Annotated in this window: 24 protein-coding genes; 9 read left to right on the top strand and 15 right to left on the bottom strand. The window is 66.5% G+C overall.

All coding sequences use genetic code 11. The features are described from left to right. Positions 1 to 17 precede the first annotated feature (17 nt). The gene (locus ACWPKK_RS15840; RefSeq protein WP_324870968.1) at positions 18 to 647 is read right to left on the bottom strand and encodes a TetR/AcrR family transcriptional regulator; all 630 of its coding nucleotides are present in this window, start codon (positions 645 to 647) and stop codon (positions 18 to 20) included. Between the two features lie 235 nt (positions 648 to 882). On the opposite strand from ACWPKK_RS15840, the gene ACWPKK_RS15835 reads away from it, so the two are divergent. The 3 genes from ACWPKK_RS15835 (at position 883) to ACWPKK_RS15825 (ending at position 4,309) form a co-directional block, all read left to right on the top strand. Further along, positions 883 to 1,992: an HlyD family secretion protein gene (locus tag ACWPKK_RS15835; RefSeq protein WP_452005855.1), complete on the top strand. Its 1,110-nt coding sequence runs from the start codon at positions 883 to 885 to the stop codon at positions 1,990 to 1,992. A 138-nt stretch (positions 1,993 to 2,130) separates the two neighbouring features. Next, on the top strand, positions 2,131 to 3,684 hold the full coding sequence (locus tag ACWPKK_RS15830; RefSeq protein WP_452005853.1) for a DHA2 family efflux MFS transporter permease subunit: 1,554 nt from the start codon (positions 2,131 to 2,133) through the stop codon (positions 3,682 to 3,684). 97 nt (positions 3,685 to 3,781) lie between these two features. Continuing rightward, entirely contained in the window at positions 3,782 to 4,309 is a 528-nt protein-coding gene (locus ACWPKK_RS15825; protein WP_452005850.1) for a hypothetical protein, read from the top strand. 156 nt (positions 4,310 to 4,465) lie between these two features. On the opposite strand, the gene ACWPKK_RS15820 is transcribed toward ACWPKK_RS15825, so the two are convergent. Next, positions 4,466 to 5,680 carry an E22 family MetX-like putative esterase gene (locus ACWPKK_RS15820; RefSeq protein ID WP_452005848.1) on the bottom strand — a complete coding sequence of 405 codons (1,215 nt, stop codon included), beginning with the start codon at positions 5,678 to 5,680 and terminating at the stop codon, positions 4,466 to 4,468. Positions 5,681 to 5,777: 97 nt separating this feature from the next. Next, positions 5,778 to 6,098 carry a heavy metal-binding domain-containing protein gene (locus ACWPKK_RS15815; RefSeq protein ID WP_452005846.1) on the bottom strand — a complete coding sequence of 107 codons (321 nt, stop codon included), beginning with the start codon at positions 6,096 to 6,098 and terminating at the stop codon, positions 5,778 to 5,780. Between the two features lie 181 nt (positions 6,099 to 6,279). Between ACWPKK_RS15815 and ACWPKK_RS15810 the strand changes: the two genes are divergently transcribed. The 5 genes from ACWPKK_RS15810 to ACWPKK_RS15790 all read left to right on the top strand — a co-directional run bounded on the left by ACWPKK_RS15810 (position 6,280) and on the right by ACWPKK_RS15790 (position 9,728). Further along, entirely contained in the window at positions 6,280 to 6,915 is a 636-nt protein-coding gene (locus ACWPKK_RS15810; protein ID WP_452005844.1) for an XRE family transcriptional regulator, read from the top strand. A gap of 318 nt (positions 6,916 to 7,233) precedes the next feature. After that, positions 7,234 to 8,208, top strand: a complete 975-nt coding sequence (locus ACWPKK_RS15805) for a YqaJ viral recombinase family protein (RefSeq protein ID WP_452005841.1) — start codon at positions 7,234 to 7,236, stop codon at positions 8,206 to 8,208. Further along, the gene (locus ACWPKK_RS15800; RefSeq protein ID WP_324870961.1) at positions 8,196 to 9,080 is read left to right on the top strand and encodes a hypothetical protein; all 885 of its coding nucleotides are present in this window, start codon (positions 8,196 to 8,198) and stop codon (positions 9,078 to 9,080) included. The genes ACWPKK_RS15805 and ACWPKK_RS15800 overlap by 13 nt, the downstream gene beginning before the upstream one ends. Before the next feature lie 9 nt (positions 9,081 to 9,089). Beyond that, on the top strand, positions 9,090 to 9,434 hold the full coding sequence (locus ACWPKK_RS15795; protein WP_452005839.1) for a hypothetical protein: 345 nt from the start codon (positions 9,090 to 9,092) through the stop codon (positions 9,432 to 9,434). Between the two features lie 33 nt (positions 9,435 to 9,467). Further along, positions 9,468 to 9,728 (top strand): hypothetical protein, encoded by a 261-nt coding sequence (locus ACWPKK_RS15790; RefSeq protein WP_452005836.1) that lies wholly within the window; start codon positions 9,468 to 9,470, stop codon positions 9,726 to 9,728. Positions 9,729 to 9,941: 213 nt separating this feature from the next. Here ACWPKK_RS15790 and ACWPKK_RS15785 read toward each other — a convergent pair whose 3' ends face one another. The 7 genes from ACWPKK_RS15785 to ACWPKK_RS15755 form a co-directional block, all read right to left on the bottom strand. Next, on the bottom strand, positions 9,942 to 12,287 hold the full coding sequence (locus tag ACWPKK_RS15785; protein WP_452005833.1) for a Tex family protein: 2,346 nt from the start codon (positions 12,285 to 12,287) through the stop codon (positions 9,942 to 9,944). Positions 12,288 to 12,689: 402 nt separating this feature from the next. Then, positions 12,690 to 13,130: a periplasmic heavy metal sensor gene (locus tag ACWPKK_RS15780; RefSeq protein ID WP_452005830.1), complete on the bottom strand. Its 441-nt coding sequence runs from the start codon at positions 13,128 to 13,130 to the stop codon at positions 12,690 to 12,692. Continuing rightward, positions 13,127 to 13,555 carry a hypothetical protein gene (locus tag ACWPKK_RS15775; protein WP_452005828.1) on the bottom strand — a complete coding sequence of 143 codons (429 nt, stop codon included), beginning with the start codon at positions 13,553 to 13,555 and terminating at the stop codon, positions 13,127 to 13,129. Before ACWPKK_RS15775 ends, ACWPKK_RS15780 begins: the two co-directional genes overlap by 4 nt. Then, the gene (locus ACWPKK_RS15770) at positions 13,552 to 14,127 is read right to left on the bottom strand and encodes a sigma-70 family RNA polymerase sigma factor (protein ID WP_452005825.1); all 576 of its coding nucleotides are present in this window, start codon (positions 14,125 to 14,127) and stop codon (positions 13,552 to 13,554) included. Before ACWPKK_RS15770 ends, ACWPKK_RS15775 begins: the two co-directional genes overlap by 4 nt. A 363-nt stretch (positions 14,128 to 14,490) precedes the next feature. Beyond that, the gene (locus ACWPKK_RS15765; protein WP_452005822.1) at positions 14,491 to 14,865 is read right to left on the bottom strand and encodes a hypothetical protein; all 375 of its coding nucleotides are present in this window, start codon (positions 14,863 to 14,865) and stop codon (positions 14,491 to 14,493) included. 16 nt (positions 14,866 to 14,881) lie between these two features. Further along, positions 14,882 to 17,071, bottom strand: coding sequence for a tyrosine-type recombinase/integrase (locus tag ACWPKK_RS15760; protein WP_452005820.1), 2,190 nt, complete (start codon positions 17,069 to 17,071; stop codon positions 14,882 to 14,884). After that, entirely contained in the window at positions 17,062 to 18,252 is a 1,191-nt protein-coding gene (locus ACWPKK_RS15755) for a tyrosine-type recombinase/integrase (protein ID WP_452005818.1), read from the bottom strand. Before ACWPKK_RS15755 ends, ACWPKK_RS15760 begins: the two co-directional genes overlap by 10 nt. 270 nt (positions 18,253 to 18,522) lie before the next feature. Between ACWPKK_RS15755 and mazG the strand changes: the two genes are divergently transcribed. Next, entirely contained in the window at positions 18,523 to 19,332 is an 810-nt protein-coding gene (mazG, locus tag ACWPKK_RS15750; RefSeq protein ID WP_452005815.1) for a nucleoside triphosphate pyrophosphohydrolase, read from the top strand. Positions 19,333 to 19,336: 4 nt separating this feature from the next. On the opposite strand, the gene ACWPKK_RS15745 is transcribed toward mazG, so the two are convergent. From ACWPKK_RS15745 to crtI, 5 genes are read right to left on the bottom strand one after another with little or no spacing between them, the layout of a single operon-like run. Next, a complete protein-coding gene (locus ACWPKK_RS15745) occupies positions 19,337 to 20,470 on the bottom strand; it encodes a sulfotransferase family protein (RefSeq protein ID WP_452005812.1) in 1,134 nt (377 codons plus the stop codon). After that, positions 20,467 to 21,612 carry a glycosyltransferase gene (locus tag ACWPKK_RS15740; RefSeq protein WP_452005809.1) on the bottom strand — a complete coding sequence of 382 codons (1,146 nt, stop codon included), beginning with the start codon at positions 21,610 to 21,612 and terminating at the stop codon, positions 20,467 to 20,469. Before ACWPKK_RS15740 ends, ACWPKK_RS15745 begins: the two co-directional genes overlap by 4 nt. Next, positions 21,609 to 22,430 carry a lysophospholipid acyltransferase family protein gene (locus ACWPKK_RS15735; RefSeq protein WP_452005807.1) on the bottom strand — a complete coding sequence of 274 codons (822 nt, stop codon included), beginning with the start codon at positions 22,428 to 22,430 and terminating at the stop codon, positions 21,609 to 21,611. The genes ACWPKK_RS15740 and ACWPKK_RS15735 overlap by 4 nt, the downstream gene beginning before the upstream one ends. 15 nt (positions 22,431 to 22,445) lie before the next feature. Beyond that, complete coding sequence (locus ACWPKK_RS15730) at positions 22,446 to 23,999, bottom strand: phytoene desaturase family protein (protein ID WP_452005804.1); 1,554 nt, start codon at positions 23,997 to 23,999, stop codon at positions 22,446 to 22,448. Next, positions 23,996 to 25,549 (bottom strand): phytoene desaturase family protein, encoded by a 1,554-nt coding sequence (gene crtI / locus ACWPKK_RS15725; protein WP_452005802.1) that lies wholly within the window; start codon positions 25,547 to 25,549, stop codon positions 23,996 to 23,998. Before crtI ends, ACWPKK_RS15730 begins: the two co-directional genes overlap by 4 nt.

The raw sequence follows: 25,549 nt of genomic DNA, 5'->3' as shown, positions 1-25,549 counted from the left end.
ACGACAGCGGCGGGAAATCACCGCTTGTCCGGCGCATAGCCCTTCACGAACAGGTCGACCGCCGCATCGACGAAGCGTTCCAGTTCCTCGTCGCTCGGCCGCTCGCTGAGGCACAGCAGCAGCTTCATGTGCATGTTGGCCTTCAGCAGGCCGAAGAACTGATGGGTGGCGAGGTCGCAGTCGGCGATCGCCAACTCGCCATTGGCCGCCACATGGGCCATGAACTGGCCGGCACGCTGGAAGGTCTCGGCCGGGCCGCTCTCGTAGAAGGCCTGGGCAAGCTGGGGTTGGCGCAGCACCTCTCCCAACACCATCCGGTAGACCCCCAGCGCCTTCGGCGAGGCGATGAAGCGGACGAATGTCCGTCCGATCAGGCGAAGCCCGTCCGCCGCCGGCAGGCGCATCGCATCGTCCCAAACGCTGCTCATGACCGAATTGGCGCATTCGCAGGCGACCATCGCCCGGAACAGCTCTTCCTTGCTGCCGAAATGCGCGTACAGCGTGGCCTTGGACACGTTCGCCTTCTTGGCGACCGCATCCATGCTGACGGCGCTGTAGCCATGCTCCAGGAACAGGGCGCCCGCGGCCTCCATGATCTGGGCCGGCTTGGAACCTGCTTCGGGAGTGGGGGCAACCAAGGTGGTCATACGCGCCTCGCCTGAGTCCATGTTCCTGGCCCCTACCGCGTTCCGCATCGCCCGACAAGCCCCCAGACACGCTGTTTTCGAAAACTGAACCGTTCAGTTCTGTCTTGACAACAGATAGGCCCTTCGCCATCTTCCGGCAAGACTAAACTGAACGGTTCAGTTTCTTTTCCGCGGCGCCGGCAAGAGCGCAACCCGGAAAAGGGGCTTGGACCGCGGTGGATTGGGGATAGAGACAATGGCGAATGGCGTGCGGAAGATCGTGCTGTCGGGCGTTGCGCTTGCCGTGCTGGCCGGCGGTGCCGTCGCCGGAGAAAATTGGTGGCGGGAAGGCCGGTTCATGGAATCGACCGACAACGCCTATGTGCAGAGCGACATCACCGTCGTCAGCCCGAAGGTCTCCGCCTATGTCCGGGACGTGAAGGCCGCAGAGAACCAGCTGGTCCGGGCCGGCGACGTGCTGGCGGTGCTGGACGACCAGGACTTCCGCGCCAAGGTCGCGGAAGCCGAAGCCGCGGTGTCCGCCCAGCGGGCTGCGCTCGGCACGCTTGACAGCAAGCTGGAGCTGCAGCGCACGGTGATCGACCAGGCCGCCGCCACGCTGGCGAGCGCCGAGGCCGAGCAGCGCCGCGCCCAGCAGGAGTTCGAGCGCAGCCGCTCGCTCGCCAACGACAGCTGGACCAGCCGGCAGAAGCTGGAGACGGCCGACGCCGACCTGCGCAAGGCGGTGGCCCAGGTCGCCAAGTCGCGGGCGGCATTGGCCTCGGAGAACGAGCAGGTCAACGTCCTGCGCGCCACGCGGACGGAGACGGAGGCCCATCTGGCACAGGCCGAGGCGACGCTGAAGACCGCGCGCATCGACCTGGAAAACACCGTGGTGCGGGCGCCGGTCGACGGCGTGATCGGCAACCGCGGCGTCCAGGTCGGCCAGTATGCCCGGCCGGGCGTGCAGCTGCTGTCGCTGGTCCCGCTGCCCGACGTCTATGTGGTTGCCAATTTCAAGGAGACCCAGCTGTCGCGCATGCGCCCCGGCCAGCATGTCAGCATCTCGGTCGATGCCTTCCCCGACCGTCACCTGGAGGGCACGGTGGAGAGCTTCGCCCCGGCCTCGGGCTCGAAGTTCTCGCTCCTGCCGCCGGAAAACGCGACCGGCAACTTCACCAAGATCGTCCAGCGCGTGCCCGTGCGCATCGCCCTGCCGCGCGACAACGCGCTGGCCGGCCTGCTGCGCCCCGGCCTGTCGGTGGTCGCGGAGGTCGACACCCGCGGTGCCGACGCCCTGCCGCATGTGACCGCCGGCGGTGTGTTCGGCGCGCTCGCCGACAAGCAGGCGGTGGCCGCCAAGTAACGGCGGCCACGGTCCGGCGGGGACGCCGCCCACCTCCCCCCTTCTGGGGCGGCGTCCCCGTCACCAATCCCAGCACTGTTTTGGCCGGAGCCATCCCCGGGCGGGATTCCGTCGGCCGCCATCGAAGGCAGCGGTTCCATGGCTACTCCGGCCCAGGGCATGCGCCCGCTCTCCACGCGCGACATCGTCGGCTTCTTCGCGATGGTCGTCGGCATGTTCATGGCGATCCTGGACATCCAGATCGTCTCCAGCTCGCTGTCGGAAATCCAGGCGGGGTTGGCGGCCAGCGCCGACGAGATCTCGTGGGTCCAGACCTCCTACCTGATCGCGGAGGTCGTGATGATCCCGCTGTCGGGCATCCTGTCGCGCATCATGTCCACGCGCGTGCTGTTCACCGTTGCGGCCGCCGGCTTCACCCTGACCAGCGTCGCCTGCGCCTTCGCCGGCAGCATCGAATCGATGATCGTCTGGCGTGCGCTCCAGGGCTTCATCGGCGGGGCGATGATCCCCACGGTCTTCGCCACCAGCTTCATGATCTTCCCGCCGGAGAAGCGGGCCGGGGTGTCGGTGATGATGGGCCTCGTCGCCACCATGGCGCCCACCATCGGCCCGACGCTGGGCGGCTATCTGACCCAGCACATGTCCTGGCACTGGCTGTTCCTGGCCAACGTGATCCCTGGCATCGTCGTGACCTCGCTGGTCTGGTTGCTGGTCGACGTCGACCGGCCGAATCCGGAGCTGCGCAAGGGCTTCGACTTCATCGGCCTGCTGCTGATGGCGACCTTCCTGGGCAGCCTGGAATATGTGGTGGAGGAGGGGCCGCGCAACGACTGGTTCGACGACGAGGCCATCCTGGCGCTTGCCGTGGTGGCGGCGATCGGCGGCATCGGATTCTTCTGGCGGGTGCTGTCCTACCGCAATCCCATCGTGGAACTGCGGGCCTTCGCCGACCGGAATTTCGCCATCGGGTCACTCTACAGCTTCATCCTCGGCATCGGGCTCTACGGGTCGGTCTATCTGCAGCCTCTGTTCCTGGCGCGCGTGCGCGGCTTCAACAGCCTGCAGATCGGCGAGATCATGTTCGTGACCGGCGCCTTCCAGTTCATGTCCGCCCCCATCGCCGGCGCCCTGTCGAAGCGGATGGACCTGCGCGCCATGCTGGCGCTGGGGCTGATCCTGTTCGGCAGCGGCGTCTGGATGAACAGCCACTTCACCGCCGAGACCGGATTCTGGGAGCTGTTCGTGCCCCAGGCGGTGCGCGGCATGTCGCTGATGCTGTGCTTCATTCCGATCAACAGCGTGGCGCTCGGCACCCTGCCGCCGGACAAGCTGAAGAACGCGTCCGGCCTGTACAACCTGATGCGCAACCTGGGCGGCGCCATCGGGCTGGCGGCGATCAACACGGTGCTGACCGACCGCAATGCCCTGCACCTGAACCGCCTGGGCGACAACGTGAACCTCGCCCGGCCGGAGGTGCAGCAGATGGTCGACAACCTCAGCCAACGCTTCGACGGGCTGGTCGCCGATCCGACCGCCGCGGCGATGGCCCGGCTGGTCGGGCTGGTCCAGCGCGAGGCGCTGATCCTGACCTTCAACGACGCCATGCTGCTGATGTCGGCGGTGTTCTTCGGCGCGCTGCTGTTCATGCCGCTGGTGCGCCGTCCGGGCGGACCGGTGAAGGCCGATCATTGAGCGGCGGAAACCCGCGAGCGGCATAGGTTGTCGCCCGCGGGTTGTGCTATAGCTTGGCCCGGTCCGTCCGAATCCTGCCGAGCCCCCGCCGATCACCATGAGCAAGCGCCAATACACCCGAGCCGAGGTCAAGGAACTGCTGGGCGCCCTGGAGCGCCAGTGCCGCGAAGCCTCCAAGCTCGCCCAGCTGGCGGAGCATGAGGCGAGCAAGCACAGCTTCGGCGCCTACCGCGACTTCCGCGACAAGGTGGGGGAGTTCCAGGCGCTGGTCATCCTGATCGAGCAGCGCATGCGCAATCTGGTCGATGCGCGGTCCGACGACCTGCGCGACCAGTTCGAGAAGCTCGACACCGTCATGCTGGCCCTGCTGGTGCGCGCCAGCATGCGGTTCTTCTTCGTGCTGTCGGCCAATCCGATCCTGCCGATGGGCGCCCGCGAGATTTTCGTCGCGGAACTGCGCAGCCTGCACGACGCTGCGGAAAAGCTGCGGCGTCCCAACTACGTGGGCAAGCTCGGCCCGGAGTTGGAGCGGGAACTGGAGACGGCGTCGCTGATTTTGGAAGAGATCATCGACAAGGCGCCAAGCCTGCTGAACTTCCGCGGGGCGCCGGTGAGCGGGGAGTAGGGGCTTTGTGCGAAGTTAGACCCCCACCCTAACCCTCCCCCGCTGGGCGGGGGAGGGAATTGGCGCCTCTTCGGGAGAGCCGCGGCAGTCCCTCCCCCGCCCAGCGGGGGAGGCTAGGTGGGGGCAATCGAAGCCTGCAATTACCCAGGCAGCCCCTCACTTCGCCAGAAACTGCGTGATCGTCTCCCCGGCCTTGGCGATGTTCGCGACACCGTCGAGATGACCCAGCGTCGAGGTGATCGACTCGGTGTACTCCACCGCGTTGCCCTGCTTTTCCAGACGGTCCTTCAGCGGGCGCATGTTGCGGTCGGGCGGGAAGACGAGGTCGTCGGCGGACGGGATCAGCAGGACAGGCGCCTTGATCTTCGCCAACCCATCCTCCAGCGAGGCGCCGTTGCCGGTGACGAAGGTCTGGTTGGCCTTCACCAGATAGAGGAAGTGGTTGGCATCGCTGACCGCGGCGCGGCCGGACGCCGCCTTGTCCAGCCAGGCTTCGATGGCATACTGGTTGCCCATTGCGGCCTTCGGGTCCTTGCCCTCTTCCGCCCATTTGCGGCCGAAGGCGGCGTCGGCCCATTTCCAGTGGCGGGCGTGCAGGGTGACCAGCTTCAGCGCCTCGGTCAGGCCGGCCTTCGGCTCCGTCTTGCCGTAATAATCGCCGTTGTTCCAGTTGGGGTCGAGCTTGATCGGCGCCGCCCACAGGTTCAGCCAGCCGATCAGGAAGGGATCGGCCTCCGGCCCGCCGATGGCGGCGACGACGCGCTTGACCATGTCCGGATGGTCGGCCGCCCATTCGAAGGCCTGGAGCGAGCCCATCGAGCCGCCCATCACCGCCTGCAGGGACTTGATGCCCAGGCTGTCGATCAGCGCCTTCTGGACATTGACGAAGTCCTTGATGGTGACGATGGGAAAGCTCATGCCATAGGGCTTGCCGGTGTCCGGGTTGATGCTGGCCGGTCCGGTGGTGACGACGGTGGGGTCCTTGGGCGACAGGTTCACCAGCGTGTCGGAGCTGATGATGAAGTATTTGTCGGTGTCCAGCGGCTTGCCCGGACCGATGATGCTGTCCCAATAGCCAGGTGCCGCATCCTCCGCCTTGTATTTCCCGGCGGCGTGGCTGTTGCCGCTGAAGAAATGGGTGATGAGGATGACGTTGTCCTTCGCCTCGTTCAGCTTGCCGTAGCTTTCCCAGCCGATACGGACGTTCTTGATCGTCCCGCCGCCGACGGTGGTGTAGGACGGCATCTCGAAAACCTTTTTTTCGACGATGCCATCCAGCGCCAGCGCCGGCAGGGCGCTGAACAGGCATGCGGCCATGGCGAGCCCGCCGAGACGAGCGGACCAGGTGGACCCGCGGACAACCCGAGGCATGAGCATCCCCCTCCCAATTGTTTGCTGGACGGGCAGTCTACCCATACGGTTGTGACTGTCCAGACGGCTTCGCTGGCGCTTACGGTTAGGTGCGCCGTCAGCGCAGCCGGACGGCGGTGCCGTTGACCGATACCATCAGCATTCCGTTCTCCTTGCCCAGCACCTCGTAATCGACGTCCACCCCGACGATGGCGTCGGCACCGAGCGACCGTGCCGCATCCTGCATGTCGGCGAAGGCCGCCTCCCGCGCCTCGCGCAGCGCCGCCTGATAGCCGCCGGCCCGGCCGCCGATGATGTCGCGCACGGACGAGAACAGGTCGCGGAACACGTTCACGCCCATGATCGCCTCGCCGGCGACGATGCCCAGATACTGGGCGACCGGACGGCCTTCCACGGAATCGGTGCTGGTGACGATCATGGTCGCATTTCCTTTGGCGGTTTCGATGCCGCACAGATGGGGCCTCCACGGCAGAGTCCAAGGCGGCACTGCGAATTCGCAGCCACGCCTAGCCCATCGCGCCTTCCCTCACCCCGTCGGTACCGTGTAGGACAGGGGTAGGCACGCCGGGGGGCGATAAGGGCAGGTCAGGGGGAAAGCGATGGACGACACGCGGCGCGCCATCCTGCGCTGGATGACCAGCGTCATGGAGGCGAAGGGCTGGAGTGCCGGCGGATGGGCACGGCTGGCCGGCGTCACCGCCACCAACCTGACCCGCTTCCTGCGCGATCCCGTCATGGGCAGCGTGCCGAGCGCCGATACGCTGGCCCGGTTGGCCCGCGTCGCCGGGTCGGAGCCGCGCTTCCTCGACGACCATGCCTATGCGCCGGTCTCCCGCGTGCCGGTGCTGACCCTGGAGCAGGCCCACATCTTCCTCGACCTCGGCAGACGGGCAGGGGAGGCGTTCCTGGCCGGCGCGCTGAAGGATGGCGCGTCGTCGGTCGCCATGGACGGCCGGACCTCCCGCCGCGCCTTCGCGCTTCGCATCCTGTCCAAGAGCCTGGACGCCGCCGGCGTGCTGCCGCGCGATTGCGTGGTGCTGGAGCCGCTGGACGTCCTGACGCCGCAGACCGGCGACGTGGTGGTGACGGTGGGGGAGGGCACCATCTGCGGATACCGCTTCTTCCCGCCGCACCTGATGCCGGTTTCGACCGACCCCGACTGCCGCCCGACCGCCATCGACCGCGCCCATGTGGCCGGAGTCGCCGTCCACGTGGTGCGAGCGCTTCGCATGTAAAAAGCCGCCGCGGCACGAGTCGCGGCGCGCGTTCCAGTCCTCCGCGACTCGCAAAAACGGACGCCTCTACTCCGTCCGTTTTGTCTTGTGACGACTCCCTTCAGAAGACACCAAATATAGCGTGTTTTCAGGACTTTGTGCTGGTCTACGGCCAAGCCAAAGGTTCACGTTTTGTTCTTGAAAGCTGCGTGTTCGCATCCCATATTCAGGGTCCGGTGAGGCGGTCTGGAAATGCTGCTGCGATATCGCATCAGCGGTCACGCTTCGAAGCCGGAATGGCGGCCCGTCAGGGGCCGGAACCGGAGATGTCGGGGCAGCATGGCGATCACTCAGGCACAGCGGGAATTGCGGGCGGGGCGGATCGGCTCGTCGGACGCCACGCGCGTGATGGCCGGCGACTGGCTGTCGCTGTGGCGCGAGAAGACCGGCCGGGTCGAGCCCGACAACCTCGACCTCGTCGCCGCCGTGCAGATCGGCATCGCGACCGAGCATCTGCACCCGCGCTTCGTCGCCCATGCGACCGGGATACCCTGCGTGGCGGCACCCGACACCTACCGCCATGCCGATCATGACTGGATGGTGGCGCACCCCGACTTCCTGACCGGCAGCGAGGCCGGCGGCGCCCTCGACACCATTGTGGAGGCGAAGTTCAACAGCGGCTTCCAGAGCGATGCCGACCTCGCCCGCCGCTACCACTGGCAGATCCAGCATCAGCTGGAAGTGGTCGGGCTGGACCGTGCGCTGCTGTCGATCCTGCGCCCGACCGGACACAGCCTGGTGACGGTGGACCGGCGGCCGGACGATATCGAACGGCTGGTGGAAACGCTGGAGGCCTTCTGGTGGCACGTCGTCAACGACGTCGAGCCGTCGGACCCGCTGCCGGTGGATGGCCCGTCCTATGAGGACGGACGCGTCTTCGACATGGGCCGGCACAACCGCTTCCGGGCTTTGGCCGACCGGCTGGTCGCCAACCGGGCGGCGGCGCTGGAGGTGAAGGAGGATGAGGCCGCCCTGAAGGCGCTGATGCCCGACGATGCCCGCCTCGCCTTCGTCGCTATCGACCAGCCGGACGGCCGTTCCGGTGGCCTCTATCTCGCGCGCGACCGCGAGGGACGGCTCAGCCTGCGCTACGGCGCACCGCCGCGCCGTGCCCTGGCCGACGCGCAATCCTGGGGACCCTCCGCTGACCCGAACGCGGTGGAACTCAGCCTGGAAGCAGTGCTGACCGCCGGCTGGGGTGAGGGGAGAGCCGAAACGTTTGGACAAGAAGGACCCAAATCATGGGACGCATGAGCAAGACCGACCACGTCATTGCCGACACTGAAGCCGCCGAATCCAACGTGGCAGAATCCGGTGCTACCGAGTCCAACGTGACGGAGACCACTCCGGTAGAACCGAAGTCCGGCGGCAGCCGCGGCTCGCAAGGCTCCAAGGGGTCCGCCGGCGGCAGCCGGGCGGCGGAGCCGCAGCGCATCGACACCATGTTCCTGTGGAACAGGCTGAAGCGCACCGACCCGAAGGCGACCAAGCCCTTCACCCGCTCCGGCGGTTTCCGGGGCACGCAGATCGACCCGACCTGGCGCTTCCAGATGATGACGGAGGTGTTCGGTCCGATCGGCAAGGGCTGGGGCTATGAGCAGGTGGACTGGACCATCGCGGAACGGATGATCTTCATCTGCGCCCGCGTCTGGTACATCGACCCGGAGACCAGGGAGAAGTGCTTCACCGGCCCGCAATGGGGCGGGACCGAGATGGTCCGCCGCCGCAACGGGATGGAGATGCCGGACGACGAGTGCTTCAAGATGTCGATGACCGACGCGGTTGGCAAATGCCTGCTGCAGCTGGGTCTGGCCGCCGACGTTTATATGGGCCAGTTCGACGACAGCAAGTACCGGGAGGAGTCGGAGGCATTCTATGCCGCCAAGTCCAACCCTGACCTGCAGCCCGCCGCCGTCGAAGCCTTCGAGGCGGAGGTTAAGCGCCGGCTGGGCGCCTGCCTGGATCTGGATGATCTGGAAGAGGTCTGGCGGTCGGGCGTCGGCACCCGGCTGCGGGAGATCGGCACCGTCGACCGCGCCGCCCAGCACCGCATCACCGGCCTGTTCGCCCAGAAGAAGGCCGAGATTCTGAAGCGTGAGGAAGAGGACGGGCGGGAAGCCGCCTGACGGAACGCCATGACCCAGACGACTCATGACATCGGCGACCGGTCGCCCAGCGGGTTGTTCCGCATGAGCGCCTGGGAAGGCGAGTTCGAACGCGCGAACGCCCAGCTGCCCCGCTGGTACTGGAACCGCGCCCAGCGCCGCCGCCACTATGCCCGCTGGGTGGAGGCGGAGGCCGAAACCCTGGCGATGCGGCTGTCGGGACTGCTGCGGTCCGACACCCCGGCGGAGAGCGCAGGGGCGGCACGCGTCCTCGTCGATTCTCTGGCGCGTGACATCGACTGGGCTCGACGGTTGGAAGACTCGGAATCGGAAGACGGGCAATCGAAAGACAGGACGTTCGCCCACGCCGCCTGATGTCAGGCGGCATCAAGGGAAGGATATCATCTCATGACGATAGAAGAGGTCCAGGCGCGTCTGCGCGCCGCTCAAGCCCATCTCGGGCGTGAGGGCCGCTTCGCCCTCACCCTCAGCCTGGACGGGCGCGAGGAATGCTACATCACCCATTGGTTCCGCCCCGAGCCGCACGCCTTCGAGGACTGCCGCGCGGTCGGTTCCGGAACCCTCAACGAATGCCTCGACGCGCTGGACCGCTATGTCGCGGTCAACGCCGTGCGCAATGAGGCTCCGGTGCTGATGGCGGCCGAATGACATCCCCGTAACGGCAAGACCATCGGCCTTTCTCCCCTCGTCCCCCCCGCGGACGAGGGGACTTTTTTTGGGGGAGTGGTTGCGGCGGATGCCCCCACCCTAACCCTCCCCCGCTGGGCGGGGGAGGGGATAAGTGCTTGATCGGGAAGGCAGCGGCAGTCCCTCCCCCGCCCAGCGGGGGAGGTTAGGTGGGGGTTTAAGTTCGCACCATCTTTACTTCTTCTTCCCCGACTGCGCCCGAGCGAAGGCCTCGGCGAAGGCGCTGTTGACCGGCTCCGGCGCCTTCGCCGGCTTCGGGGCGGGCTTCGGAGCCGGCGCCGTCGGACGGCGATCCTGCTGTGGACCCGCCAGCCCCCGGTCTTCGCGGCGCTCCTCCCGCCGGGCCGGACGCGGCGCTTCCTCGCCCATGCGCATCGTCAGCGCGATGCGCTTGCGGGGAATGTCGACCTCCAGCACCTTCACCTTCACCACGTCGCCGGCCTTCACCACCGTGTGAGGATCCTTCACGAAGCTGTTGGCCAGCTGCGAGATATGCACCAGCCCATCCTGGTGGACGCCGATGTCGACGAAGGCGCCGAATGCGGTGACGTTGGTGACGACGCCCTCCAGCATCATGCCGGGCTGGAGATGCTTCAGTTCCTCCACGCCCTCCTTGAAGGTGGCGGTCTTGAACTCCGGACGCGGGTCGCGGCCGGGCTTCTCCAGTTCCTTGATGATATCCTCGATGGTGGGCAGGCCGAAGCGTTCGTCGGTGAACTCTTCCGCATTCAGGCCGCGCAGGAAGCGGGCGTCGCCGATGACGCTGCCGAGGTCGCGACCGGTGGTCTTCACGATGCGCTGGACCACCGGATAGGCTTCCGGATGGACGGCGGAGCCGTCGAGCGGATTCTCGCCGTCGCGGATGCGCAGGAAGCCGGCGGCCTGCTCGAAGGTCTTCGGCCCCAGCCGCGCCACGTCGAGCAGTTGCTTGCGCGAGCGGAAGGCGCCGTTGCGGTCGCGATGCTCCACGATGTTGCGGGCAATGGTCTCGTTCAGGCCCGACACGCGGGTCAGCAGCGGGATGGAGGCGGTGTTGAGGTCGACGCCGACCGCGTTCACGCAATCCTCGACCACCGCGTCCAGCGAACGCGCCAGCTTGCCGCCGGCAACGTCATGCTGGTACTGGCCGACGCCGATGGACTTCGGCTCGATCTTCACCAGTTCGGCCAGCGGGTCCTGCAGGCGCCGCGCGATGGATACGGCGCCGCGCAGGCTGACGTCCAGGCCGGGGAACTCGTGCGCCGCGGTCTCCGACGCAGAATAGACCGACGCCCCGGCTTCGCTGACCACCAGCTTGGTCAGGGACAGCTCGGGATGGCGTTTCATCAGGTCGGCGGCGAGTTTGTCGGTCTCGCGCGAGGCGGTGCCGTTGCCGATGGAGATCAGTTCCACCTTGTGCCGCGCCGCCAGCGCCGCCAGCACGGCGATGGAGCCGTCCCAGTCGTTGCGCGGCGGGTGCGGATAGATGGTCGTCGTCTCCACCAGCTTGCCGGTGGAATCGACGACGGCGACCTTCACGCCGGTGCGGATGCCGGGGTCGAGCCCGATGGTGGCGCGCTGGCCGGCCGGAGCAGCCAGCAGCAAATCGTGCAGGTTGCGGGCGAAGACACGGATCGCCTCGTCCTCCGCCCGTTCGCGCAGGGTGCCCATCAGGTCGGTTTCGATATGCGGACCGATCTTCAGCTTCCAGGTCCAGCGCACCACGTCGGACAGCCACTTGTCGGCCGGGCGGCCCTGGTCGCGGATGCCGGTGTGGACCGCGATGGCGCCCTCCGCCGGGTGGGGCTGCCCCTCGTCGACCGGCAGGTCCAGGCGGATGTCGAGCACGCCCTGCGCCCGGCCGCGGAACAGGGCCAGCGCCCGGTGCGACGGCAGCTTGGACCAGTTCTCCGAGAAGTCGAAATAGTCGGAGAATTTGGCGCCCTCGGCCTTCTTCTCCTCGATCACCTTGGAGGTGACGACACCCTTGTCCGCCATGGCGGTGCGCAGGCGCCCGACCAGTTCGGCATCCTCGCCGAAGCGTTCCACCAGGATGTGGCGGGCGCCGTCCAGCGCCGCCTTGACGTCGGCGACGCCCTTTTCGGCATCCACGAAGGCAGCGGCCTCTGCCTCCGGCTGCTTCTTCGGGTCGGCCAGCAGCGCGTCGGCCAGCGGCTCCAACCCGGCTTCGCGGGCGATCTGGGCCTTGGTACGGCGCTTCTGCTTGTAGGGGAGGTAGAGGTCCTCCAGCCGGGTCTTGGTGTCCGCCTGCTTGATCTGGCGTTCCAGTTCGGGCGTCAGCTTGCCCTGCTCCTGGATGGTCGACAGGATGCTGGCACGGCGGTCCTCCAGCTCCCGCAGGTAGCCCAGCCGCTCCTCAAGGGTGCGGAGCTGGGTGTCGTCCAGGCCGCCGGTCGCCTCCTTGCGGTAGCGCGCGATGAAGGGAACGGTCGATCCCTCGTCGAGCATGGCGATGGCGGAAGCGACCTGGGACTCGCGGACCGACAGTTCGTCGGCGATGCGCTGGCTGATGGACAGCATGAGGCAGGGATCCTGCGGACTGGTGACGACATGAAAGGGCGTCTGTCATACCGCGTCGGGGCAGTGCGGCGCCACCCCGCCCTTTCGGCAGAGAGCCCGATGGAGGAAGCTGGAGCGGAGCTATTCGGACTGGTTTTTCGCAAAAAGGTGGTAGGGGCTGATTTTCCGCATCCCTTCACCCGCCGTTAACCATATCGGCCCTATACCTCTGCTTGCAACTTGGTTGCGTTTCCTCCCGAACCAAACTGACGGGCGGCCCGGCGGCGATAGCGCGGGGCCGCCCTTTTCTTTTTGTGCGACGGGATGCCGCGATCGCACAGCGATGAACGAAAAAGGGCCGGGACGGACATGCCGTCCCGGCCTTACCCCGGAAGTGTCTGCCGCCGGTCGAAACCGAAAGGATCAGGGAAGGCGGCTTTCAGCGAGACGCAGGCGGCCTTCCGGGGACAAGCGGGACAGGGTGTCGGCGACGCGTGCCTCGAACTCCCGCCGAAGCGCGGCATCGTTGGCGTGGATGTTCTCGAACAGGGCCGTCAGCCGCTTCGGATCGAAGGGGTCGGCCATCAATTCGGTGCGCAGGCGCGGCGCGAACTCCTCACGGCCGACGCGGATGCGGACGAACAGCGGCCGCGCATCGTCAAGCGCCTTGCGCAGGATCGTGGCGTCGGCTGGCGACAACCGGTCCGACACCTCGTCGACCAGCCGTTCCAGCATGTGCTCCGGTCCGGGCGGCGGGGGCGGCCGGAAGCTATGGGCGACGACGAAGCCGCCCGCCAGCATGTTCAGCGCAAGAGACCCGACCAGAAGGAACCAGGGCCAACGGCGCCGGATGGACGGCGTCATCGCACGTCTCCCAGATAGCTGACGATCATCACGCCCGACAGGTTGGGCGTGCTCGTCTTTTCGAAGGTGACCAGACCCTGGCTGTAGCTGAGGAACCCGATCACCGCCATGCCGGCCAGGAATCCGGCGAGCGGGGCAGGGCGGAAGGGCGGTCGCGACAGGAACCACGGCACGAATTCGGGAACGACCCGCTGGGACAGACAGTCGGCGATGCGGGCATAGACCTGCGCCTCCCGCCTGGACGAGACGAGCGGAGTCGATGCGGCATCCAGCAGCGTATCGGTGACGGCGGCATCGGCCAGCAGGTCGCGGGCCTCGGCACTGTCGTCCAGAAGGGTCAGCGCATCCACCCGGGCGGAGCGCGGCCACCGGTCCAGATCGGCACCATAGGCCGCGGCGTAGCGTTTGAACTCTTTGAGTGTCATGACCGTGCACCGTCCTTCTGACGGATCAGGGGTTGAAGCCGGGCCCGCACCACGCGGCGCGCCCGGACCAGCAGACTTTCCATAGCCGAAACAGACACCTGCAAGATTTCCGAAGCCTCAGCGCACGTCATCTCCTCATGATAGCAGAGACTGAGCGCCGCCCGTTGGCGTTCGGGCAGCGCCGCGATCGCGGCGTCCACCGCCGCACCGATCCTGATGCCGTCGATCACCGTTTCGGCGCTCCAGGCCGGGTCGGCGATCTCGCCGGCATCGTCGAGCGGGGTGAAGCTGCGCCGCCGTTTGTAGTCGATGGCGCGGTTCACCACGATCCTGTACAGCCAGGTCGTGAAGCGGGTTCCGTCCCCGCGCCAGCGGTCGGCGTTGGCCCAGATCTGCAGGAAGGCGTCCTGCGCAACCTCTTCGGCGTCGGCGGCGTTCCCGACCACCCGTTGGGCCAAGGCGATGCTGCGGCGCAGATGTCGGCGCGTGAGTGTTCCAAACGCTTTCCGGTCGCCGGCCGCGGCGCTCGCCATCAGCGCCTCGTCCGTAACCGTCTCCTCGGTAGGCTCCACGCCGTCTTCCGCCCGCTCCCGGTTGCTGTCATGGGTTTATACGCCGAAAGTGCAGGATCCCTGCGCAGGCACCCCGCGATTTTTGGATCAGGGATTACCCGGAGCCCTGCTCCGGCCACGTCTTAGTTTCCATTTACCTGTAGGAAGTGCACTGATGTGGCTGAAATTCAGGGTCTAACACGCAGTTGACATGTCCACTTAGCAGGATGGTTAGCAATAAAGAGGGTATTTGAACGCCGTACTTGAGCGGGTTTCAGGAGTTGGTTTAGCCTCGTATTGCGGTACAGGCTGGGGAGCCGATGGCCGCCGCCGAACTTGAAACTGTCCTGGGGTGCGCTACGGCGGCCCCAGGCTCGGCGCTCATCAGCCGTCGTTCCGGATCAGCCGTCCGCGCAATTCCAGCAGTTCTGCCAAGGCGCGCTGATGCCGTTGGCGCCATTCCTCGGCCTCGCCCAGGGCTCTTTCGTAGCGGCGCTCCAGCGCAGTCTTCTGCTTGCGGAATTCCGTGGCCTCCTCTTCCAAGCGCGTGATCTTGTTGCGCAACGCCGCCTCGATGGTGGCCGAGCGGCGGGCGGTGCGCATTGGCACCGGTTCGCCCTCCATCTCGATGCGCCGGCTATGCGTCGCTGTCCGCAGCTGCTCGATGTCTGCCTTGAAGTTCTGGTAAAGGTATTCGCGGCTGACGCCGGCTTTCTCGGCGATGATCTTGAAGGTGATCGCCTCGCCGGCGTGCCGCATGTCCTGGATGGCGGCCTCAACGGCCCGGCGCTTGCGGATGCGCTTCTCCTCCGTTGCTGCCCGTAGGCCGCTGGTATTTGTGGGTGTCGCCACGGTAGCTGCCTTCTGCCTTGATGGTCGCGATGATGGTGGTGAGGTTTATGAACAGAGCTTGGTTGTGCGCCAGCCGCTTTTCGCCAATCTCCGCCATGCGAGTCCGTCCCTGCTCGCGGTATTTGGCAACCTCCTGCTTCAAACGGGCGATGGTGTCGGTAATGGCCGCGTACTCCTGGTCGAAGAAAGCCAGTTGATCGACGTCTGCGCGGAAATGGATGCAAGTCATGCAGGCGCGGTTGTGCTCGCACCATTCGCCCAGTTGGCCAGGTAGGGAGCACAGGCCGCCAGGCACATCCACGGCCAGCGTGGCATCCCGGCGCACGGCAAGGGCCGCCATCTTGTTGTCCACTTGGCCCTTGATGTCGATGAATCGGCCGCCGCCCTTCTCCAACAAGGCCTTCTTTTTCAGGTGCAGGCGGCGGTTGATGTAAACCATCGTCATGTCGGCGGAGCCATGGCCCAGTTCCATCTGGATCAGCGCAATGTCATGGCCTTGCAGCGCCAGTTCGGTGCCATGAAAGTGCCGCAAGCCATGCCAACCGAACTCCCAAAAAACTCCATCCTTGGTGCGGATGCCTTCCGTAAGCATCCATTTCTTGATGGCATCGCGTGTATAGTCGCCGGTCAGGGTCGTTTCGCCGTCGCCGGTTCGTGTCGGAAACAAATACTTTGTCTCATGCTCCCACTGCTGGCGCACCTCGGTCTGCTGCTCGCGAATGGTCATGATTACAAGCGCGTGGGCGGCGTCTTCCCTCAGAAGAGGCTTGGTGTTCCAGCGTTGCACCTTGGATTGGTAGAACGTCAGAATCATAAAGCGTGGATCGTCAGGATCGTCCTTCAGGCAGTCGAAGTCGAGGGCGTGAAGATCTGCACTCCGCATGCCGGTGTAGCGGCCAAGAATGAGAAGGCGCTTCAGGACAGGGTCGAGACTGTCGAGCTTCTGGAACATCTGCTCGATAATATCATCGGGTATGGTGCGCTCCGTCACCTTCAACTGATAGCCACGTCCTCCAGGCCACATGCCTTCGACACGGCGGAGATCGCGCTTGTCCAGCATGAGGTTTGGCCAACCGCGGTCGGCCAAGTAACAGGAGGCGTAGCGAACGAGATTGCAGACGTCGGCGTACCAGTTCTTGCCGACGCACTTGCGGGTATTCCCCCAATTCAGGAAGCGCTCCCTAATAAAGGACTCGGTAACGTGCTCGATTTGAGGATCGGCATGCTCTTCACGTAAGCAGGTTTCAAGCAATTGAAGGCGTGAAATGAACCCCGGCAATGATGTTGGGCGAAGTTCCTGGTGATTGATCTTGCTGAGAATGAAATGGCGAGCGGCATGGCGTAGCCAATCCAACCGGAATCCGTAAAAATGAATGTAGGATTCTCTTCGCGGGGCCTCGGCAATCTCCTCTTCGGGGTAGAGATCCCGCATAAGAATAAGATCACGCCGCTCCAGAAGCTTCATCCGCTCCCGCAGCAGCACCAAGATAAAGGTCAGCTCGTTGGCGGGCATGCTGTTTTGGCAGCGGTAGTTATGTCGAATGATAACGCGAGAACCGCTTTCATCACGTGTAATGATTTCCGGAGTGTCAATTGTCGTGCTCAACCCAACTTCGTTCAACCAAAGTTCCATACTATTCCGAAGCGGAGAGCTTCCATTTCCCGCTCCAAACTCTATAGGATGTCCGTAGTCAATCAGCCGGGGCAAGGCCGTGGGATTGGCAGAAAGCTGATGGCAGAAGGCAATGAGCCGAACCGTACGGCAGTGTGGCTCACGGGAACGATGCTGGGGCCGGGCTAGTCGCCAAGCAAAGAAAGCCTTCAGTTCAGTCCGAAATGGTTCAGGAACGATGGTGAAATCATAACCAATTCCACGCAGAAAAACGTCGGATAAGATTTGATCTGCGCTCGGCCGGATGGAAATCCCCTTTGCCCTCGAGTCGCTTCTACTATAAAGGTGTGATGTCTCGTCAATGCCATAAGCCTCTTTTAGCGTCTGGAACCCCCAGCGATCCCGGTCGAGGAGAGCAGGGGAGATGGAAGCGATCACAGCCCGCAAACCGCCGAGGTAGGCGTCTGCCGGCGGATTGACGTGGACGGCGGTCAGAGCCATTTTACTGCTCCTTCGGTCAGCGCTCGGCGCCGAAGGGGATCCAGCTTGTCTGCCAACTCCTCATGGCTGCGCAGATAAAGCTTGCGATACTCGACGTTGAACAGGTGCTTGTAGATGTCGTTCGTCGTTTGCGGACTGGCGTGCCCGAGGCGATCGGCGACGTCGAGCAGGCTATAGCCCTGGGCAATGGCTTCGCTCGCGTGCGAGTGCCGGAACATGTGCCAAGTGAACGCGATACCCGACTTGCCGATCAGACGGTCCTGGATGTCGTAAGCGTTGGCCTCCGTGAGGCCGCGGCCGATCCGTCCACCCTGCACGTTGCAGAACACGTAGTCGGTGCCGGTCTCGAACGCCGGCAGGTACTCGTCGCTGGCCAGGTAGTCCTCGTACAGGCGCAGGATGAAGCCGGGAACCGGGATGGGGCGGGGCTTGCCGTTCTTGACCCGGGCACCGTTTTCCAGGGTCCGTGGCGTCACCCAGATGACGTTCTCGTCGAGCCGGATGTCTTCGTGGTGGAGCCCGCGCGCCTCGCCGATCCGCATGCCGGTCGTGTACAGGAGAACCACCAAGAAGGCATCGCGGGCCAAGGTGGCCGCCTCGATGATCCGCAAGACCTGTTCGGGCCGCAGCCGGGCATCGGCCGCCCGTTTGGCGGCGGCAGCCTTGACGGTCCGGTCGGCCCGGCGCTCCGACCGGCGCTGCGCCTTGCGGCCGGAAATGTGGTGGAGGAACGGCCGGTAGCTGTCCAAGGCATCGTAGGCCCGGTGGCGTTCGGCCTCAGCGAAGACCGCTGAACTCTGCCGCTGGTCCAGGAACTGATAGAAGCCCTTGATGGAAAACAAGACTTGGTTGTGCAAGCTGGCGGAGCCGGCATGGCGTTCCTGATGCAATGGCACAATTCGAGCGTGGGCGGAAGCCTGGCTGCTACCATATCGAACCGCTGTCATGAGGAAACGGTCGAATTCTGGAGCCGTCAACTGCGCGAAGCTCTTACCCAAGGCTCCGAGATGATTTCCCAACTGCACGACATGACGGGCGTAGTGTCGGACGGTGCTGGGCGCATAGCGGCGTGCCTCCAGGAACAGCACAAAGTCGCGGATTTCCGGAACCACCACACCGTGGTCGTCGAAAGCTGTCCAACTGACCAAGCCCGAAGGCATCACGATACGCTGAAGGTGCATGACGCACCTGACACGTTGTTGACAGCCTCAGGGTAAGCCTGTCAGCAACAGGGATCAAACGCGCAGAGTGGTTAGGTATCTGACGTTCCTGACATGAGCAATCCTCCTACAGGTATTTCCATAAGACCCCTTATGCGTTTTTTCTCTGCCCGCAAAGTGGGAATGCCCGCAAAGTGAGAATGTCAGTGTCCGATCCGCGCAACTTCCCCCGGCCGTCCCTGTCCGCTATCGTCGCGGACTTTCCCTCCCCGTATCCGGAGACCGCAAGACATGACCCGCAACATCGACCGGCTGCTCGACGTGATGGCGCGGCTGCGGAATCCCGACGGCGGATGCCCGTGGGATCTGGAGCAGACCTACCGCTCCATCGCGCCGCACACCATCGAAGAAGCCTATGAGGTGGCCGACGCCATCGAGAAGGACGACAAGGTCGCCCTGCGCGAGGAGTTGGGCGATCTGCTGTTCCAGGTCGTCTATTACAGCCAGATGGCGCGCGAGGAAGGCCTGTTCGACTTCGACGAGGTCGCCGGCGTCATCACCGACAAGATGATCCGCCGCCATCCCCATGTCTTCGGACCGGAGGAGGTGAAATCCTCCGACCAGCAGACTTCGCGCTGGGAGGACCACAAGGCGGCCGAACGGGCGGCCAAGGCGGCGGAGGAAGGCCGGGCGCCATCGGCGCTGGAGGGCGTGATCGCCGGCCTGCCCGCCCTGACCCGCGCGCTGAAGCTGCAGAACCGCGCGGCGCGTGTCGGCTTCGACTGGACCGACGCCCGCGACATCCTCGACAAGATCGAGGAGGAAGTGCGGGAATTGCGGGCGGAGATGGACGCCGGATCGGCTCAGGAGCGAGTGGCCGACGAATTGGGCGACCTGCTTTTCGCGCTGGTCAACCTCGCCCGCCGCCTGAAGGTGGAGCCGGAAACGGCGCTGCGCGGCACCAATGCCAAGTTCGAACGCCGCTTCCACCGGATCGAGGCGCTGCTGTCGGCCGAGGGCCGCAAGCCGCAGGACGCCACGCTGGACGAGATGGAAGCGCTGTGGCAGCAGGCCAAGCGCGAGGAGCGCGGCGAATCCTGAGCCGTCAATAGTCCCAGCGATCGAAGGCGAAGGCCCACTGCCGGCGCACCGCGCGGCGGGCCTGATCCTCCAGATCGTGCCGGGCCCGCCGGTAATTGCGCACGCCGGCCAGATAGGATTCCATCCGCGGCTGCACCGGCTCGAAGGGTCCGAGGTTTAGTCCGTCATAGACGTGACGCAGCGTTTCCAGCGGATCGGCGATGAAGCGGTCATAGCGGATTTCCACCAGCCGGCCGGGCGGCAATAGCGCCCGGTCGCGGTCGAACCGCGCCATGATCGCGGGATAGAGGTCCAGCACCAGCCCGTCGACCGCCCGCGGATCGTAGGATTGCAGCGAGAACTCCCGCAGCAGGGTCAGCAGCATGCGGCGGGTGGAGCTGAAGACCTCGTAGGGGTCGCGGTGGATGTGGAGGAAAACCGCATCGGGGCGCAGGGCCAGCAATTCCCCTACCCTTGCGGTGTGGGCCGGATTCTTGATCAGCAGGCGCCGGCTGCCGGAATAGAGCTGAAGCTTGGTCAGGTAATGATCCATCCGGCGGCGCCACAGGGCGACGGCCTCCGGACGGCAGCCTTCGAACAGCACGCCCTGGCGGAAGCCACGGTACAGGTGCCTGGGAAAGAAGATGCCGTGGTAGTAGGACAGCGGCTGCATCAGCGCCAGGGCCAGTTCGTCCTCCTGCGGGGCGGTCGGGTCGATCGGCATCGGGTCGATGATCCGGTCGGGCGGCAGCCACGCTTCAAGGCGCGAGCGCCAGAAGGAACTCAGGCCCAGGAAACCCCAGGGCAGGCCGACCGCCAGCGGGTCGGGGGCGGCGAAGCGCTCGTCCTGCGCCAGCAGGTTCAGCAGATGGGTGGTGCCGCTGCGCCAGTGGCCGAGGATGAACAACGGCGGCGGCGCCTCCCTGCCCTGCTCCCTGCCCTGCTCCCTGTGCTGGCCAACCAGCCGCCGCACGCGCCGCTGCTCCAGCAGGTCCAGCGGTGCACGGATGGCCGCGGCGCCGGCTGCGGTCACCACCCGGTGCAGATGCAGCGGCCCCACCCCGCCGCCCTTGGCCAGCACCGTCGCCAGCGTCGCGGCATCAGCTCCGGCCAGCGGGTGGAAGATGCGGTGGGCGCGGCGGCGCAGCCAGGGGGTCATGACGCCCCCGGTCCGGTCGGATAGGCCCGTCCGCGCCACTCCGACGGTCGGCCATGGCGGGCGCGCAGCAGTGCCGACCACTGGATCGCCAGCATGATCAGGATGCCGATGGGGTGCAGAAGCGCGCCGACGACGCTCTGGCGGAAGCGGACGAGCAACAGCAGCCGGAACAGCAATCCCGCCGCAGCCGCCAATCCGGCCATGACGACGGCCTCGTCCGGCAGCGGGTCCAGTGCCGCCCAACCCAGCAGGATCCAGGGCAGGACATGGCCGCCGAACAGCAGAAGCGTCCAAACCGGCAGGGCGGCCGGGGTCGCCATCCCCTCCGTCGCGTTCTTGGTGAAGCCGGACCACACCTCCCGCCAGCCGCGATACATGCGGCAGCGGGCAAGCCCGGTGGCGTCGAACAGGTCGGTCCCCTGCCCCGCCCGGCGGAAGGCGCGCGGCAGCGTCACCCCGTCATGCAGCGACGCCGATATCGCCGCATGGCCGCCGGCCTTCCAATAGGCCTCCCGCCGCACGGCGATCAGCTGGCCGCAGGCGGCGGCGAAACGCGGATCGCCCGACCGCCGCATCCCCAGCATCGGCAGATAGCCCAGCAGCAGCACATGGATCAGCGGGATCACCAGCGCCTCGGCCAGCGTCCCGGTTTCCTGCCGCGGAAAGCCGCTGACCAGTCCATGCCGGCCGGACAGCAGGGCGCCGCAGGTCAGGCGGGCGGCATCCGGCGACAGCCGCACGTCGGCATCCTGGAACAGCAGCACCGGATGCAGCGCCAGCGTGGCGAGCGCCTGACAGGCATGCTGCTTGCCCGACCAGCCCGACGGCAGCGGCGGCGCGCTTTCAAGCCGGAGGCGCGGGTCGCGCGCGGCGATGGAGCGGACGATCTCCGCGGTGCGGTCGGTGGAGTGGTCGTCCAGCACGACGACTTCCACCTCGACGCCGCGGCTGGCGAGTGCGGCTTCGACCGCGGCGGCGATGGTTGCCTCCTCGTTGCGGGCGGGAATCAGGATGCTGACGGCGCTTCCCGGCGGCGGCACGGCCTTGGGTCGGCGGTAAAGCAGCAGGTTCACCATCCCCTGCCCCAGCGGCAGCAGGGCAAGGAACAGGCTGACGGCGGCGATCCATTCGATGAGGCTCATGGCCGGCGCACCTCCTGCCCCGTTGCATGCCCCTTTGGCGGTCCGTCGCCATGGGCCGGGGAGAAGGCCCGCCCGCCGGCCCAGGCCCGCGCTCTCCGCCACAGGTCATAGACGCCGCCGATGCCGGCTGTGCCGTCGATCAGCATCAGGAACCGGGCGGGGTCGCGGCTCTGGGCGTCGAGCGCCAATGCATCCATCACCGCCTCCAGCCGCCGTTCCAGCGCATGGGCGATATCCGCCACCGGCTGCTCGCCGAAGGACGCGGCCTCCATCGGCTCGCCGAAGCGGGCAAGCGTCTCCGGCGTGCTTTCGTCCCAGAACGGATATTCGACCGCCAGCGGCACCACCAGGGCCGAGGGCACGCGGCGGACCAGATGGGCGATACCCGGCCGCAGGCTGACCGGGCGGCGGCGCGGGTCGGTGAAGGCGCCTTCCGCCGTGATCCACAGCATGGAGCGCGGATCGGCGAGGATGCGTTCGCCGCTGCGCAGGAAGGCGACGGCGCCCGCCCGGCCGGGTTCGATGCCGAACAGGCCGATGCGGGCCATGAAGCGGTAGCGGCGCAGCATCGCCGCATCGATCGGCCCATAGCCCGCCCGGTCGCGGTAGCGGGTGGTCCCCATCACGATCAGCAGCGCGGGATCCCACCATGAGGGATGGTTCAGATAGACGATGACCGGCCGGTCGGGCGGCAGAACGGGCCAGCCCGGCCGGGCCAGCCGCACCGCGTGGAAATCACGCCGCATCCGCCGCGCCATGATGCCGCCGAAGAAGCGGCAGAGCGCCGGCGACCGTAACGCGACCGGATCGTCCGTCATGACCGGCAGCCTTTCTCAGGCGACGGCGCGGGCGGGGCCGGCTTCGGCGCCGTCCTGCATCCCGCCGCGCAGGTCGCGGTCGAGGCTGTCGGCAGCGATCCAGCCGGACATCAGCACCATCGGCATGCCCGGCCCCGGATGGGCGGCGCCGCCGGCCAGATACAGGCCCTCGACATCGCGGGAGCGGTTGCCCGGCTTGAAGGCGCCCATGAAGCGGCCGTGGCTCGCCAAGCCATAGATGGCGCCGTTCAGCACATTGTAGCGGTCGTGGATGTCCTGCGGGGTCAGCACATGCTCCACACGGATGCGGTCCTCCAGGTCGGGCATGCCGGCGGTGCGCTTCAGCTTGTCGAACACCACGCGGCGGTACTCGGGCAGCATCCGCTTCCAGTCATGATGCGGGCGCAGATAGGGGGTATGGACCAGCACATACAGCGCCTCCCCCCCCGGCGGGGCGACGCCCGGCTCGGTGCGGGCGGGGGCGGCGATGTAGCAGGTCGGGTCGGGAGCCGGCTCGCCGCGCCGGTAGATCCAGTCGAATTCCTCCGCCGGGTCGCGGGAAAAGACGAAGTCATGATGCAGCAGATGGTCGTAGCCGCGATCGAGCCCCAGGTAGAACACCACGCCCGAGCAGGCGGGCTCGTAGCTCCGGCGCTTGGCGAAGCGCTTGGCCGGCGCTCCTCCGACCAACTCGTGATAGGTGCGGACGGAATCCATGTTGGACACCACGGCCGACACTGGAATGCGCTCGCCCGCGTCGGTCTCCACCGCTACGGCGCGGCCACCCTCCACCTGCAGGCGGCGGACGCCGGTGCCGGTGCGGATCTCCACGCCCAGCCGGCGCGCCACCCGTTCCAGCGCCACCGGAACCGCGCGGGTGCCGCCCATCGGATACCAGACGCCGTCGTTGGTCTGCATATGGGCGATGGCGCACAGCACCGCCGGGGAGCCGTAGGGCGACGATCCGACATATTGGGTGAAGTGGTCGAGCATCTGCGCCGCCCGCGCGTCCGGCACATGGCCGCGGATGGTGCCGGCAACCGTGCTGCCCATGCGCAGGGCCAGGACGTCCGACAGCGTGCCGGCGTTCAGGCTGTTGCGGAAGTTCAGCGTGTCGCCGAGATCCTCCACCGATTTCCAGAAGAAGAAGCGTTCGGAGATGCCGTGCAGCCGTTCCGACAGGGCCTGGAAGCGGCGATAGCCCTCCCCCGCCCCGCGTCCGGGCGCCAGACGGTCGAGTTCGGCCGCCATCTTGCCGATCTCCTCCGACAGGTCCAGCACCGTGCCGTCGTCGAAGAAGCAGCGCCATTGCGGTTCCAGCCGGACCATCTCCAGTTCGCGGTCGAGGTCGCAGCCGGCCTCCTCCAGGATGCGGCGCAGGACGCGCGGCACCGTCAGGATGGTCGGCCCCATGTCGAATCGGAAGCCGCCCTCCTCCAGCACGGCGGCCTTGCCGCCGACCCAGGCGTTCTTTTCCAGCAGGGTCACCTTGTGCCCGCGCGCCGCCAGCACCACCGCCGAAGCCAGCCCGCCGAGCCCCCCGCCGATCACCGCGATCCGATCCGTCATGCCATCCCCCCTGCAACGGCCTGCCGCAGCATGCCGGACAAACCCATGGTCTTTGTGCGCCACGGTGTCGGCAGGCCCAGTTCCTGGGCCAGCAGCCGCGACGTGATGCGTGCGCCTTCGAAGATGACCGGCAAGCCGCTGCCGGGATGGGTGCCGCCGCCCACCAGATAGACGCCGTCCAGATCCTCGAACCGATTGCGCGGACGGCGGTGGAGCATCTGGTCGAGGCTGTGCGCCAGATTGAAGGTGGCGCCGCGATGCACCGCGAACTGGCTTTCCCAGTCGGCCGGGGTCACCACCCGTTCGACGCGGATGCGGCGCTCGATGTCGCCCAGCCCGAAGCCGGCCAGCCGGTCGAGCACGGCGCGGCGGTAGCGCGGCGCCTCGGCCTTCCAGTCGATATGGCCGCGCTGGTGGCCGACCGGCACCAGGATGTAGAGCGTGCTGCCGCCGGGCGGCGCCAGATCCGGGTCGGTGACGCAGGCGTTCTGCACGTAGATCGACGGCTCGCGCGGCAACTCCCGGCATTCCTCGATCTCCGCGAGGTTGCGGGCGTAATCCTTCGCCAGATAGACCGTGTGGTGGTCCAGCCCGTCCACCTTGCCCTCGATGCCGAGGTACAGCATGAAGGTGGAGCAGGAGAATTTCTTGGTGGCGAGCCGGGCGTCGGTCCAGCGCCGGCGCAGATCGTCAGGCACCAGCGTGGTCATCGCCCGCGCGAAGTCGGCGTTGATCACCAGCGCATCGGCCGGATAGTCGCCGGCCTCCGTCCGCACCCCGACCGCGCGCCGGCCCTGGAACTTGATGTGGCGCACCGTTTCGTTCAGGCGGACGGTGACGCCCAGGCTTTCGGCCACGCGGCGCATCGCCGCCATCACCGCATCCGTCCCGCCGCGGGGGTGGAAGATGCCGTGCTCGTGCTCCAGGAAGGACAGGATGGTGAACAGGCTGGGGCAGCGGAAGGGCGACATGCCCAGATACTTGCTCTGGAACGAGAAGGCGAGGCGGATGCGCGGGTCCTGGAAGTAGCGGGAGAGGTCGCGGTCGACGGAGCGGTGCGGCGCCAGCTTGCCGAGCGCCTTCAGCATCGGCAGCGTCGCAAGCGCCCACGGGCTGGAGAAGTCCGATTCCAGCACCGGGCGGAAGCGCTCCATCTTCGTCCGGTTGTCGGCCAGGAAGCGCGGCAACCCGTCGGCATCGCGCGGGCTGAGCTTGGCGATCTCCGCCATCAGCGCCTTCATCTGGGCGTGGACACGCAGTTCCCCGCCACCTTCGAAGACCAGCCGGTAGAGCGGATCCAGGCGGATCAAATCGACCTCGTCCGACAGCCGGCTTCCGCAGGCCTCGAAGATCTCCTCCAGAATGCGGGGATAGAGGAAGAAGGTTGGACCGCTGTCGAACCGGTATCCATCCATGGAGAAGCCGGCCGACCGGCCGCCGACGCGGTCCTGCCGTTCCAGCACCGTCACTTTGGCACCGGTGAGCGCCAGGAGCATCGCGGATGCCAATCCGCCCGGTCCTGCACCGATGATCACGACTTGTCGTTCCAT

The sequence above is a fragment of the Azospirillum largimobile genome, from assembly GCF_977007025.2.
The sequence above is the reverse complement of the archived record's forward strand: the minus strand, read 5'-3'. Positions and strand labels throughout refer to the sequence as shown.

Coding starts and splice junctions, on each gene's coding strand:
- ACWPKK_RS15760 (WP_452005820.1), bottom strand. CDS start 17,071: ATGGCTCTGACCGCCGTCCACGTCAATCCGCCGGCAGACGCCTACCTC.
- ACWPKK_RS15745 (WP_452005812.1), bottom strand. CDS start 20,470: ATGACCCCCTGGCTGCGCCGCCGCGCCCACCGCATCTTCCACCCGCTG.
- ACWPKK_RS15810 (WP_452005844.1), top strand. CDS start 6,280: ATGGACGACACGCGGCGCGCCATCCTGCGCTGGATGACCAGCGTCATG.
- mazG (WP_452005815.1), top strand. CDS start 18,523: ATGACCCGCAACATCGACCGGCTGCTCGACGTGATGGCGCGGCTGCGG.
- ACWPKK_RS15815 (WP_452005846.1), bottom strand. CDS start 6,098: ATGATCGTCACCAGCACCGATTCCGTGGAAGGCCGTCCGGTCGCCCAG.
- ACWPKK_RS15765 (WP_452005822.1), bottom strand. CDS start 14,865: ATGCGGCACGCCGGCGAGGCGATCACCTTCAAGATCATCGCCGAGAAA.
- ACWPKK_RS15805 (WP_452005841.1), top strand. CDS start 7,234: ATGGCGATCACTCAGGCACAGCGGGAATTGCGGGCGGGGCGGATCGGC.
- ACWPKK_RS15785 (WP_452005833.1), bottom strand. CDS start 12,287: ATGCTGTCCATCAGCCAGCGCATCGCCGACGAACTGTCGGTCCGCGAG.
- ACWPKK_RS15755 (WP_452005818.1), bottom strand. CDS start 18,252: ATGCACCTTCAGCGTATCGTGATGCCTTCGGGCTTGGTCAGTTGGACA.
- ACWPKK_RS15775 (WP_452005828.1), bottom strand. CDS start 13,555: ATGACACTCAAAGAGTTCAAACGCTACGCCGCGGCCTATGGTGCCGAT.
- crtI (WP_452005802.1), bottom strand. CDS start 25,549: ATGGAACGACAAGTCGTGATCATCGGTGCAGGACCGGGCGGATTGGCA.
- ACWPKK_RS15735 (WP_452005807.1), bottom strand. CDS start 22,430: ATGACGGACGATCCGGTCGCGTTACGGTCGCCGGCGCTCTGCCGCTTC.
- ACWPKK_RS15840 (WP_324870968.1), bottom strand. CDS start 647: ATGACCACCTTGGTTGCCCCCACTCCCGAAGCAGGTTCCAAGCCGGCC.
- ACWPKK_RS15790 (WP_452005836.1), top strand. CDS start 9,468: ATGACGATAGAAGAGGTCCAGGCGCGTCTGCGCGCCGCTCAAGCCCAT.
- ACWPKK_RS15820 (WP_452005848.1), bottom strand. CDS start 5,680: ATGCCTCGGGTTGTCCGCGGGTCCACCTGGTCCGCTCGTCTCGGCGGG.
- ACWPKK_RS15800 (WP_324870961.1), top strand. CDS start 8,196: ATGGGACGCATGAGCAAGACCGACCACGTCATTGCCGACACTGAAGCC.
- ACWPKK_RS15780 (WP_452005830.1), bottom strand. CDS start 13,130: ATGACGCCGTCCATCCGGCGCCGTTGGCCCTGGTTCCTTCTGGTCGGG.
- ACWPKK_RS15795 (WP_452005839.1), top strand. CDS start 9,090: ATGACCCAGACGACTCATGACATCGGCGACCGGTCGCCCAGCGGGTTG.
- ACWPKK_RS15730 (WP_452005804.1), bottom strand. CDS start 23,999: ATGACGGATCGGATCGCGGTGATCGGCGGGGGGCTCGGCGGGCTGGCT.
- ACWPKK_RS15740 (WP_452005809.1), bottom strand. CDS start 21,612: ATGAGCCTCATCGAATGGATCGCCGCCGTCAGCCTGTTCCTTGCCCTG.
- ACWPKK_RS15830 (WP_452005853.1), top strand. CDS start 2,131: ATGGCTACTCCGGCCCAGGGCATGCGCCCGCTCTCCACGCGCGACATC.
- ACWPKK_RS15835 (WP_452005855.1), top strand. CDS start 883: ATGGCGAATGGCGTGCGGAAGATCGTGCTGTCGGGCGTTGCGCTTGCC.
- ACWPKK_RS15825 (WP_452005850.1), top strand. CDS start 3,782: ATGAGCAAGCGCCAATACACCCGAGCCGAGGTCAAGGAACTGCTGGGC.